Source organism: Yersinia sp. IP36721 (genome assembly GCF_003634395.1).
GTDB classification, from domain to species: Bacteria; Pseudomonadota; Gammaproteobacteria; order Enterobacterales; family Enterobacteriaceae; genus Yersinia; species Yersinia entomophaga.
Genome location: NZ_QCZL01000009.1, coordinates 70,093 through 82,592 on the forward strand (window position 1 = coordinate 70,093; position 12,500 = coordinate 82,592).

Consider the following 12,500-nt stretch of genomic DNA (forward strand, 5'->3'; position numbering starts at 1 on the left):
TTAGCGACGCAGACCCAGACGCTCGATCAGGGAAGCATAACGCGCTACATCTTCACGCTTCAGGTAGTCCAGCAGCTTACGACGCGTGGATACCATACGCAGCAGACCACGACGGCTGTGGTGATCTTTTTTGTGCTCGGAGAAGTGACTTTGCAAATGGTTAATTTGTGCAGTCAACAGAGCAACCTGAACTTCGCTAGAACCGGTGTCGTTAGCACCACGACCGAAGTCAGCAACAATTTTAGCTTTCGCTTCAACACTTAGAGACATAATACAACTCCAAATAATAGATTAAATTAGACAGGCGCCGATCTCTAATTCAGCAACCCAATATGTAAGCCGGACTATTCTACTCTTTGATGTGTGGGATCGCAAGATAGGCCGATTGCGCCTATTCTACGTGTTCCACAACCAAACGTTTCGGTGCGACTCTGCCATCATCAGCAATAATACCGATGCCGATGAAATTGCGCTCTTCGCCTTCGGTCATGCGGACCATGCCTTCAGTTGGCGCACCCGCCACCTGAACCGGTTGACCCTGTTTCACATAAGCTGCAACGATTGGCAGCAAATTCACTTCCGGGAAATTCAACACTGCGCTATCCATTGGGAGCAACAGTTTATCCAGTTCCGGGTTAGGTGAACGCTCTTCGGCCTGAGCCGTTTCAACCATGGCGCTTAGTTGCTCCAGTGTCACCATCCGATCGCTCGGATAAGTTGCAACCTGCAAACGACGCAGATAGCTGACATGGGCACCGCAGCCTAACATTTCGCCCAAATCATCAATGATGGTGCGAATGTAGGTACCTTTTGAGCAATGAATTTCCAGCTCCAGCTCATAACCTTCCCAACGAATGAATTGCAGCTCATAGACCGTGATATCACGGGCTTCTCGCTCCACTTCGATTCCCTGACGAGCATACTCGTACAGCGGTTTGCCCTGATGTTTCAGCGCAGAATACATGGAAGGCACTTGCTGGGTGTCACCGCGGAAACTATCCAACGCGGCATCCAGCTGTTCCTGAGTGAAATTGACGTCACGCTCGCTAATCAACGCACCCTCTGCATCAGAGGTATCGGTACGTTGGCCCAGACGGGCAATCACGCGATAGCGTTTATCAGAATCCAGCAGGAATTGAGAAAACTTGGTCGCTTCGCCCAGACAGATAGGCAGCATACCGGTAGCTAATGGGTCCAATGCACCGGTATGACCTGCACGGTTAGCACTGAAAAGACGCTTCACTTTCTGCAAAACGTCATTTGATGAGAGGCCTAACGGTTTGTCCAATAACAGAACACCGTTAATGTCACGGCCACGACGACGTGGTCGACCCATTACTTCTCCTCGTCAGTGCCTGTAGAGGTCTGACGCTCAACGTCATTTTTGATGACGTTTGTGACCAGGTTAGACATACGCATCCCTTCAATCAGGGAGTTGTCATAGGCAAATGTCAGCTCGGGCACAATGCGCAAACGCATGGCTTTACCCAGCAAAGTACGGATATAACCGGAAGCGTCTTGCAGTGCCTTGATACCGTTTTTGACCGTATCAGGATCGGCATTGTCGGTTAATACATTCAGGAAAGTGACAAAAACCTTGGCGTAGGCCAGATCGCGAGAAAGTTCGATACCCGACACCGTCGCCATACCGACACGAGGATCTTTGATTTCACGCTGTAGAATGATTGCGATCTCTTTTTGCATTTCCTGAGAAACGCGCTGAGAGCGGCTAAATTCTTTTGCCATTAGGATTCTCCAGACAAGTAGGGGGGCCAAGGCCCCCCAAATGGATATAAGCAGATCAGAGGTCGTTAAGCGATGGTACGTTTGATTTCAATGATTTCGAATACTTCGATCATATCGCCAGTACGCACGTCGTTGTAGTTCTTAACGCCGATACCACATTCCATACCGTTACGGACTTCGTTTACGTCATCTTTGAAGCGGCGCAGAGATTCCAGCTCGCCTTCGTAGATAACCACGTTGTCACGCAGAACGCGGATTGGGTTGTTACGCTTAATCACACCTTCGGTAACCATACAACCAGCAATGGCGCCGAATTTCGGTGATTTAAATACATCACGAACTTCAGCCAGACCAATGATTTGCTGTTTGTACTCTGGTGCCAACATACCGCTCATTGCCTGCTTGACTTCGTCAATCAGGCTATAGATAACGGAGTAGTAACGCAGATCCAGGCCTTCAGTCTCAACTACGCGACGGGCTGAAGCATCAGCACGGACGTTAAAGCCAAGAATGATTGCGCCAGAAGCAGCGGCCAGAGTTGCATCAGTTTCGGTGATACCACCAACGCCTGAACCCACAATGCGCACTTTCACTTCGTCGGTAGACAGTTTTTCCAGTGAATCACAGATAGCTTCACAAGAACCCTGTACGTCAGACTTGATTACGATGTTCAGTTCAGAAACTTCGCCTTCGGTCATGTTCGCAAACATGTTTTCCAGTTTAGATTTCTGCTGACGAGCCAGTTTAACTTCGCGGAATTTACCCTGACGATACAGTGCAACTTCACGCGCTTTTTTCTCATCACGAACAACGGTAACTTCGTCACCGGCAGCAGGAACGCTGGACAGACCCAGAATTTCAACCGGAATAGACGGACCAGCGGAGGTGATGTCGCGACCTAATTCGTCACGCATCGCACGCACACGGCCATACTCGAAGCCACACAGTACGATATCGCCCTTGTTCAGCGTTCCTTCTTGAACCAGCACGGTAGCAACTGGGCCACGGCCTTTATCCAGGAAGGATTCGATAACCACACCGCTTGCCATGCCGCTACGAACCGCTTTCAGTTCCAGCACTTCAGCTTGCAGCAGGATTGCGTTCAACAGTTCGTCAATACCTGTACCCGCTTTAGCAGACACGTTGATGAACTGAGACTCGCCGCCCCACTCTTCCGGCTGGATGCCGTACTGAGACAGTTCGGTTTTAACGCGGTCTGGATCGGCTTCTGGCTTATCCATTTTGTTCACTGCAACGACAACCGGCACGTTCGCCGCTTTCGCATGCTGGATAGCTTCGATAGTCTGTGGCATCACGCCATCGTCTGCCGCAACAACCAGAACAACGATATCTGTCGCCTGAGCACCACGAGCACGCATTGAAGTAAACGCTGCGTGTCCTGGGGTATCCAGGAAGGTGATCATGCCGTTGTCAGTTTCAACGTGATAAGCACCGATGTGCTGAGTAATGCCGCCTGCTTCGCCCGACGCCACTTTAGTGGAGCGGATGTAGTCCAGCAGAGAGGTTTTACCGTGGTCAACGTGGCCCATGATGGTGACAACTGGAGCGCGTGACTCAGCTGCAATACCAGTACCTGTATCACGGTCGCTCATCAGCGCTTCTTCCAGCTCGTTTTCACGACGCAGGATAACTTTGTGGCCCATCTCTTCAGCAACCAGCTGAGCTGTTTCCTGATCGATAACCTGGTTGATGGTTGCCATTGCACCCAGTTTCATCATCGCTTTGATGACCTGAGAACCTTTAACAGCCATTTTGTTAGCCAGTTCGGCAACGGTAACAGTTTCGCCAATCACTACGTCACGGTTTACCGCAACCACTGGCTTGTTGAAGCTCTGCTGCAAAGTGCTTGGCTTACGTTTACCCTTACGGCCAACGGCACGCGCTTCTTCGCGATCGGCTTTAGACTCGGAAAGTTTATTGCCTTTTTTCTGTTTAGTCGCTTTGCCACCACGAGTGCGGCTACGGCGATCGCCTTCAACTTTCGCGTCGTTTTCATCTTCTGCGGCGCGAGCATGTTGAGAGGTCGTTACATGGTAGTCAGCAGACTCGGTCTGCTCAGCCACAGGTTCTGGCCATTTACCTTCGTTTTCAGCCGCCATTTTACGGGCCTCTTCAGCAACGCGTTTCGCGTCTTCTTCGACCTTACGGCGTGTTTCTTCTTCTACAGAGCGTTTCAGCTCGGCAGCTTCAGCTTCACGGCGTGCTTTATCGGTCTGAGCTGGCTTGGTTTTTTCGTCGGTTTGTTGATTCGTCACTTTTTCTTTTTCCGCTGCTTGGCGTTTAGCTTTTTCAGCGGCCTCACGTTTGGCTTGTTCTTCGGCCGCACGTTTAGCATTTTCTTCAGCGATTTTCTGCGCTGCCGCTGCTGCTTCACGTTGTGCCTGCTCTTCCGCTTCACGCTGTGCCTGCTCTTCCGCTTTCGCTTGTTCAGCTTCCGGCGTATTTACATAAGTGCGTTTCTTGCGGACCTCGATTTGCACCGATTTACTTTTTCCGCCGGTGCTCGGAATATTCAAGGTGCTACGCGTTTTGCGTTGCAACGTGAGTTTATTTGGCGCGCTGCCGTGTTCACGGTTCAGGTGCGCCAGCAATGTTTCTTTTTCTTGCTGGGTAACGGAGTCTACTTCAGACTTCTTGATCCCTGCATCAGCAAACTGCTGTACCAGGCGATCAACCGGGGTCTGAATCTCTGCTGCCAGCGATTTAACGGTTACATCTGTCATGCTGTTCCTTCCTGCTACAGTTTATTACGCATTATCGCCAAACCAACAGATATTACGTGCGGCCATAATCAGCTCGCCGGCTTGCTCATCGCTCAACCCTTCAATATCTGCCAGATCGTCGATACCCTGCTCGGCAAGATCTTCCAGCGTACACACACCGCGCGCAGCCAATTTAAATGCCATGCTACGTTCCAGACCTTCCAAATTCAGTAGGTCATCTGCGGGTTTTTGATCGCCAAGACTTTCTTCTTGTGCCAGGGCCAGCGTGGTCAATGCAGCTTTAGCGCGCTCACGCAGCGCTTCTACCATATCTTCATCAAGGCCATCTATTTCCAACAGTTCGTTGATTGGCACATAAGCCAACTCTTCCAGAGAAGAGAAACCTTCTTCAACCAACACAGTGGCGAAATCTTCATCAATATCAAGATGTTTGGTGAAGGTATCGATCGCCGCATGAGCTTCAGCCTGATGTTTCGCCTGAAGATCATCTGCTGTCATCACGTTCAGCTCCCAGCCGCTAAGCTGTGAAGCCAAACGGACGTTTTGACCGTTACGGCCAATCGCCTGAGCCAGATTGCTGGCTTCAACAGCGACATCCATCGTGTGTCGGTCTTCATCAACAACGATTGACGCAACATCAGCCGGAGCCATGGCATTGATAACAAACTGAGCCGGATTATCATCCCACAACACGATATCGATACGCTCGCCGCCAAGCTCGCTGGAAACGGCCTGAACTCGCGCACCGCGCATACCTACACAGGCACCCACAGGATCGATACGCTTATCGTTGGTTTTGACCGCAATCTTAGCACGAGAACCCGGATCACGGGCTGCGGCTTTAATTTCGATCAACTCTTCACCAATTTCTGGTACTTCAATACGGAACAATTCAATCAGCATTTCTGAACGGGAGCGGCTGACAAACAGCTGCGCGCCGCGAGCTTCAGGACGCACGTCGTACAGAACACCACGGATGCGGTCGCCCGGACGGAAGTTTTCACGTGGCAACATATCTTCACGGCCAATCACCGCTTCAGCGTTGTTACCCAAGTCCAGCGCGATACTATCGCGGTTAACTTTTTTCACTGTACCCGTGACAATCTCGCCTAAATACTGACGGAATTGCTCGACCACCATCGCACGCTCAGCTTCACGTACTTTTTGTACGATAACCTGCTTCGCGGTTTGCGTAGTAATGCGGTCGAAAGTTACGGATTCAATCTGATCTTCGACATAATCGCCCAACTGAATGCTTGGGTCTTCATATTGAGCGGCTTCCAGCGTGATTTCACGCGTTGGCATCGTCACTTCATCAACAGCGACCCAACGACGGAAGGTGTCGAAATCGCCGGTTTTACGATCGATGCTGACACGGACTTCAATTTCTTGTTCGTATTTTTTCTTGGTCGCTGTCGCTAGAGCGGTTTCCAACGCTTCAAAAATCTTCTCGCGCGGAAGGGATTTCTCATTGGAAACTGCTTCTACAACAGCCAGAATCTCTTTGTTCATCCTAGTTGCCTCATCCAAACTTTAAAAGTGGGGTACCAGGTTCGCTTTCTGGATGTTGCTCAGCGCGAACACTTCATCTTTTCCATCCACAGTAACCGTGATCATTTCACCATCAACAGCTTTAATAATACCCTGCCATTTCCGGCGGTTTTGCATTGCCATACGCAAAACCAGGATGACTGTTTCACCAAGGTAACGACTATAGTGTTCGGCGGTGAACATAGGGCGATCAAGGCCCGGAGAGGAAACTTCCAAGTTGTAAGCGACTGTGATTGGATCTTCTACGTCCAATACAGCGCTGACCTGGTGGCTGACATCAGCACAAGCATCAACAGTGATACCATCGTCACTATCAATATAGATTCGTAGCGTCGATTGGCGCCCCCGGATGAACTCGATGCCGACTAATTCGTAGCCTAACGCTTCGACCGGTGCTGAAATAATCTCTGTTAACTTTTGTTCTAATGTGGACAAGCCCACCCCCAAGACATAAAAAAAGGGCTTAATAGCCCAGTGATTCTGCTGTCAAATAACAAAAAACCCCGAAATTCGGGGCTTTATGCAACTGGACCCTGTTTGCCGCTAAGCGGCTTCGGTACAACTTTCTGACAAGTATTTTTTTCAAATTGAAATCGAAAGTATTGAGGACTGCGAATACTACTATTTGAAAAAAAACACTTTAGGAAAGTGGTTGCGGGGGCCGGATTTGAACCGACGACCTTCGGGTTATGAGCCCGACGAGCTACCAGGCTGCTCCACCCCGCGTCCGAAAACGTGGCAAATACTACGTCGATAACGATAAAAAAGCAAGTTATCTATCTGTTTGGTACCGAGGACGGGACTTGAACCCGTAAGCCCAATCGGGCACTACCACCTCAAGGTAGCGTGTCTACCAATTCCACCACCACGGCACTGATATTAATGGTCTGCTTTACTGTCCAAGCGCCACAACCATTCTTCAACTTTCTTTCTGTACTATCTTACGACGTTACAACAACTTACTATTTCTTACTGCGGGATATCGCTGCTCGGCTTAGCTGGTGCTACCGGCGCTGTAGTCTGCTCAGCTTTAACTGGCTGACCCAGGTTTTCCCACTCGCTGCCTTTACGGCCCTGGTTGGTGCTCATATTGCCCAAAATCAGACTGATGACGAAAAATAAAGTCGCCAAGACAGCCGTCATACGGGTCATGAAGTTACCGGAACCATTCGAACCGAACAGAGTGGCAGAAGCACCTGCTCCGAATGAGGCTCCCATATCCGCGCCTTTACCTTGCTGCAACATGATCAGAGCCACAAGCCCGATCGAAATCAGCAAGAAAATTACCAGAAGAGCTTCGTACATAGTTGTACCTGTATCCTTGCGGGTTCACCGCATGCCAAATGCTTTTCACCCATAACAGCGGGAATTCATTCACCCACTTAAGCGGGTGTGAATACTAACCAAAGCGGTTAATACACGCAAGGGCAATTTCATTAACCGGGCTCATTTGCAGAAAAAACAGCCAGGTTACTCAACTTGCGGACAATTCTACGGGGAAGAGCGGCGTCCTCCCCCCTAAAATAAAGCCATTAACCTGCTGCTTTTACCGCATCGGCAATACGATGAGCCAGAGACTTAATTAGCTCTTCCTCTTCATCGCCTTCAACCATTACGCGTATCAATGGTTCAGTGCCAGATTTACGTAACAGCACGCGGCCACGCCCCGCCAGTTCAGCCTCGACCTGCTGAGTCACGGCAACAACGGCTTCGGACTCTAGCGGATTGTGATTACCGGAGAAACGAACGTTAACCAGTATCTGAGGCAATAACTTCATGCCGCTGCACAGATCATGCAGGCTCATGTCGTTACGCACCATCGCAGTTAGCACTTGCAAACCTGCTACGATACCGTCACCGGTGGTGGTTTTATCCAATAGAATCACATGGCCGGAGTTTTCAGCCCCGATACGCCAGCCGTTTTCCTGCATTTTTTCCAACACGTAGCGGTCGCCCACTTTTGCGCGAGCGAAAGGAATGCCGAGTTGCTTCAGCGCTAGCTCCAGACCCATATTGCTCATCAGCGTACCAACAGCGCCACCTTTCAGCTGACCCTGACGCAGGCCTTCACGCGCAATAATATAAAGAATCTGGTCGCCATCCACTTTATTGCCCAAATGGTCAACCATCATTAGGCGGTCGCCGTCGCCGTCAAAGGCCAGACCAACGTGTGCTTTTTCAGCCAATACGCGCTCTTGCAGCATACGAACATCGGTAGCACCACATTCTTCATTGATGTTCATACCGTCAGGCTCACAGCCTATGGCAATCACGGTAGCGCCCAGTTCACGTAATACGCTTGGCGCAATGTGATAGGTTGCACCGTTGGCACAGTCCACAACGATTTTCAAACCGTTCAGATTTAATTCGTTCGGGAAGGTACCTTTACAAAATTCGATATAACGGCCGGCTGCATCAACAATACGGCTGGCTTTACCCAATTCTGATGACTCAACGCAAGTCAGTGGCTTTTCCATCTCCGCTTCAATGGCTTCTTCTACTTCGTCAGGCAGTTTTGCACCATCAATATCGAAGAATTTAATGCCGTTGTCATAGAAAGGATTATGAGAGGCGGAAATAACGATGCCCGCTTCCGCTCGGAAAGCGCGAGTCAGGTAAGCCACAGCAGGAGTTGGCATTGGGCCAGTGAATGACGCAGATAAACCAGCGGCAGCCAGACCGGCCTCCAACGCTGATTCCAGCATGTAACCGGAAATACGCGTATCTTTACCAATGATGATCTTGCGCGAGCCATGACGAGCCAGAACCTTCCCTGCGGCCCAACCGAGCTTCAATACAAACTCAGGCGTAATCGGGTTGTCACCTACTTTTCCGCGAATGCCATCTGTACCAAAGTATTTACGGTCACTCATAATTTCTCTCTATTCCTTCGCTGAAAGTGTTGCCTCGACGATACGCATCGCCTCGACGGTTTCTTTAACATCATGCACTCTGACGATCTGCGCGCCCTGCATTGCCGCAATGACTGCACAGGCAACGCTGCCAATAACTCGCTGTTGAGGTGGTACATTAAGTAACTGACCCACCATAGATTTTCGCGACATTCCGACCAAAAGCGGAAGCTCAAAATGGTGAAGTTCTGCCAACCGAGCCAATAACTGGTAATTATGCGCTAAATTTTTACCAAAACCGAATCCCGGATCGAGTAACAATTTACTTTTTGCGATACCTGCCGCAACACAACGTTCAATGTGATGTTCAAAAAACTGGTTCACATCCGCCAGTAAATCATCGTAGTGAGGGGATTGCTGCATGCTCTGCGGTTGCCCTTGCATATGCATCAGGCAGACAGGCAGGCCCGTCGCGGCCGCGGCATCCAGAGCGCCCGGCTCTTGCAAAGAACGAACGTCATTGATCAGATGCGCGCCGACTTTGGCTGATTCGGTTATCACTGCCGCTTTTGAAGTATCAACCGAAATAAAGATCTCAAAACGTTTCGCCAACGCTTCAACGACCGGAATCACTCGATCCAATTCTTCCTGCTCGCTAATTTCAGCGGCTCCAGGCCGGGTAGACTCGCCGCCCACATCAATCAGAGTTGCACCTGCGGCAATCATTGCCTGCGCGTGATGAAGGGCATTATCGAGATCGTTGTGGCGTCCGCCATCGGAAAACGAATCGGGGGTGACGTTCAAAATCCCCATAACCTGAGGGTGTGAGAGATCAAGAGTCAGATCCCTGGCAGTCAAATACATCGTTATTTACCTTAAAAATGGTTAAGCACTTCAATTTATCCCGGCCAGAAAAAGAAAAACCCCGAGCAAGCCCGGGGTTATATTAATCACTACGCATTTAGATGCCAACAATCCGCTTACTTATCACCTAACTGTTCTGACATGGTGTTGCCAGGAGTTGGGGTACGCGGTTCGTCAACAGGCGTTGGTGCCTGAGGCGTATTGTCACTATCAGATGATTTATTCTTCGTAGCGTCGTCCCAGCCAGCCGGCGGGCGAACTTCTTTACGATTCATCAAATCATCAATTTGCGGCGCATCAATAGTTTCATATTTCATCAGCGCGTCTTTCATGGAATGAAGAACATCCATGTTTTCCATCAGCAACTTACGTGCACGCTGATAGTTACGCTCAACCAGCAATTTCACTTCCTGATCGATGATACGCGCGGTTTCATCGGACATATGCTTAGCTTTTGCCACTGAGCGACCGAGGAACACTTCGCCTTCTTCTTCAGCATAAAGCAGCGGACCCAGTTTTTCTGAGAAGCCCCATTGCGTAACCATGTTACGTGCAATTGAGGTAGCCACTTTAATGTCATTTGAAGCACCGGTAGACACTTTTTCCGGGCCATAAATGATTTCTTCAGCAAGACGACCGCCGTACAACGTAGAAATCTGGCTTTCCAGTTTCTGACGGCTAGCGCTGATTGCATCGCCCTCCGGCAGGAAGAAAGTCACACCCAACGCACGGCCACGAGGAATAATTGTCACTTTATGCACCGGATCGTGCTCCGGCACTAAGCGACCGATAATCGCATGGCCAGCTTCGTGATATGCCGTAGATTCCTTCTGCGCTTCGGTCATCACCATGGAGCGACGTTCCGCACCCATCATGATTTTGTCTTTAGCTTTCTCAAACTCGACCATTGAAACAACGCGTTTGTTACCGCGAGCGGCAAATAACGCAGCTTCGTTGACCAGGTTAGCCAAATCAGCACCGGAGAAGCCTGGAGTACCACGGGCAATCACTGACGCATCGATATCGATATCCAGCGGTACGCGACGCATATGGACTTTCAGAATCTGTTCACGACCACGCACGTCTGGCAGACCAACTACAACCTGACGGTCGAAACGACCCGGACGCAGCAATGCTGGATCCAGAACATCTGGACGGTTAGTTGCCGCAATCACGATGATGCCTTCATTACCTTCGAAGCCATCCATCTCAACCAGCATCTGGTTCAGGGTTTGCTCACGTTCATCGTGACCACCGCCCAAACCTGCGCCACGTTGGCGACCTACTGCATCAATTTCATCGATAAAGATGATACATGGAGCAGCTTTCTTAGCTTGTTCGAACATATCGCGAACGCGGGATGCACCCACACCAACGAACATTTCGACGAAGTCAGAACCGGAAATAGTAAAGAATGGCACTTTAGCTTCCCCTGCAATGGCTTTCGCCAGCAAGGTTTTACCGGTCCCTGGAGGACCCACCATCAATACGCCTTTCGGAATTTTACCGCCCAGCTTCTGGAAACGGCTCGGCTCACGCAGGTATTCAACCAGTTCGCTAACTTCTTCTTTCGCTTCGTCACAGCCTGCAACGTCGGCAAAAGAGGTTTTAATCTGATCTTCAGTCAACATGCGCGCCTTGCTCTTGCCAAAGGACATTGCCCCTTTGCCGCCGCCGCCTTGCATTTGACGCATAAAGAAGATCCAGACCCCAATTAACAACAACATTGGGAACCAGGAGATAAAGATAGAAGCCAGCAAGCTCGGTTCTTCCGGTGGCTCACCAACAACTTTCACATTTTTAGTCAACAGGTTATCAAGCAGTTTCGGGTCATTAACCGGAATAAAGGTCGTGTATTTGCTGTTATCTTTCTTGCTAACATTAATTTCACGCCCGTTGATACGTGCTTCACGAACCTGATCTTGGGATACGTCAGAGATGAAAGTAGAGTAATCCACTCTACGACCATTCGATTCGCTGGGACCAAAGCTCTGGAATACAGACATCAGTACGACTGCAATAACTAACCAGAGAATTAGGTTTTTCGCCATGTCACTCAAGGGATTAACCTCATATTACAACTGTGTTAACAAACAGCGTTAGGGTACTACAGTTTCCGCCCTGTCGCTACAATGTACACTTCTCGCGATCGCGCACGAGAAGCGTCTGGCTTACGAATCTTAACTTTCGTAAACAGGGAGCGAATTTCCCGTAGGTATTCATCAAAGCCATCTCCCTGGAACACTTTCACCAGGAAACTTCCGCCTGGTGCCAATACATCACGACACATATCCAGCGCTAATTCAACCAGATACATCGATTTAGGGATATCGACTGCCGGAGTACCGCTCATATTCGGGGCCATGTCAGACATAACCACCTGAACTTTTTTCTCACCTACCCGCTCAAGCAGTGCTTTCAGCACCATTTCATCACGGAAGTCGCCTTGAAGGAAATCGACTCCAACGATAGGATCCATTGGTAAAAGATCGCAAGCGATGATTCGACCTTTACCACCGATCTGAGTAACTACATACTGAGACCAGCCGCCCGGAGCTGCACCTAAATCCACAACTGTCATACCGGGTTTAAAGAGTTTATCGCTCTGTTGTATTTCATCAAGTTTAAACCAGGCGCGCGAACGTAACCCTTTTTTCTGCGCCTGAATCACATATTTATCGCTAAAGTGTTCTTGTAACCAGCGACTGGAGCTAGCTGAACGCTTTTTATTGGCCATCTCTTT

Annotated in this window: 11 protein-coding genes and 2 tRNA genes; all 13 read right to left on the reverse strand. The window is 49.8% G+C overall.

The window, feature by feature from the left end:
* A complete protein-coding gene (gene rpsO / locus DBA33_RS09685) occupies positions 1-270 on the reverse strand; it encodes a 30S ribosomal protein S15 (protein WP_049599438.1) in 270 nt (89 codons plus the stop codon).
* A gap of 121 nt (positions 271-391) precedes the next feature.
* Positions 392-1,336: a tRNA pseudouridine(55) synthase TruB gene (gene truB / locus DBA33_RS09690; RefSeq protein ID WP_064516130.1), complete on the reverse strand. Its 945-nt coding sequence runs from the start codon at positions 1,334-1,336 to the stop codon at positions 392-394.
* Positions 1,336-1,746, reverse strand: coding sequence for a 30S ribosome-binding factor RbfA (rbfA, locus tag DBA33_RS09695; RefSeq protein WP_049599431.1), 411 nt, complete (start codon positions 1,744-1,746; stop codon positions 1,336-1,338). Before rbfA ends, truB begins: the two co-directional genes overlap by 1 nt.
* 65 nt (positions 1,747-1,811) lie before the next feature.
* Positions 1,812-4,490: a translation initiation factor IF-2 gene (gene infB, locus DBA33_RS09700; RefSeq protein ID WP_064516128.1), complete on the reverse strand. Its 2,679-nt coding sequence runs from the start codon at positions 4,488-4,490 to the stop codon at positions 1,812-1,814.
* A 24-nt stretch (positions 4,491-4,514) separates the two neighbouring features.
* A complete protein-coding gene (nusA, locus tag DBA33_RS09705; RefSeq protein ID WP_064516126.1) occupies positions 4,515-6,002 on the reverse strand; it encodes a transcription termination factor NusA in 1,488 nt (495 codons plus the stop codon).
* 21 nt (positions 6,003-6,023) lie between these two features.
* Positions 6,024-6,476, reverse strand: coding sequence for a ribosome maturation factor RimP (gene rimP / locus DBA33_RS09710; protein ID WP_064516124.1), 453 nt, complete (start codon positions 6,474-6,476; stop codon positions 6,024-6,026).
* A 214-nt stretch (positions 6,477-6,690) separates the two neighbouring features.
* Positions 6,691-6,767: transfer RNA gene (locus DBA33_RS09715), tRNA-Met, on the reverse strand.
* 59 nt (positions 6,768-6,826) lie between these two features.
* Positions 6,827-6,913, reverse strand: a tRNA-Leu gene (locus DBA33_RS09720).
* Between the two features lie 97 nt (positions 6,914-7,010).
* Positions 7,011-7,346, reverse strand: a complete 336-nt coding sequence (secG, locus tag DBA33_RS09725) for a preprotein translocase subunit SecG (protein WP_064516122.1) — start codon at positions 7,344-7,346, stop codon at positions 7,011-7,013.
* A gap of 227 nt (positions 7,347-7,573) precedes the next feature.
* Positions 7,574-8,914, reverse strand: a complete 1,341-nt coding sequence (glmM, locus tag DBA33_RS09730) for a phosphoglucosamine mutase (RefSeq protein WP_064516120.1) — start codon at positions 8,912-8,914, stop codon at positions 7,574-7,576.
* A 9-nt stretch (positions 8,915-8,923) separates the two neighbouring features.
* Positions 8,924-9,757: a dihydropteroate synthase gene (folP, locus tag DBA33_RS09735; RefSeq protein WP_064516118.1), complete on the reverse strand. Its 834-nt coding sequence runs from the start codon at positions 9,755-9,757 to the stop codon at positions 8,924-8,926.
* A gap of 116 nt (positions 9,758-9,873) precedes the next feature.
* A complete protein-coding gene (ftsH, locus tag DBA33_RS09740) occupies positions 9,874-11,808 on the reverse strand; it encodes an ATP-dependent zinc metalloprotease FtsH (protein ID WP_064516116.1) in 1,935 nt (644 codons plus the stop codon).
* A gap of 56 nt (positions 11,809-11,864) precedes the next feature.
* A complete protein-coding gene (rlmE, locus tag DBA33_RS09745; RefSeq protein ID WP_064516113.1) occupies positions 11,865-12,494 on the reverse strand; it encodes a 23S rRNA (uridine(2552)-2'-O)-methyltransferase RlmE in 630 nt (209 codons plus the stop codon).
* Positions 12,495-12,500 lie beyond the last annotated feature (6 nt).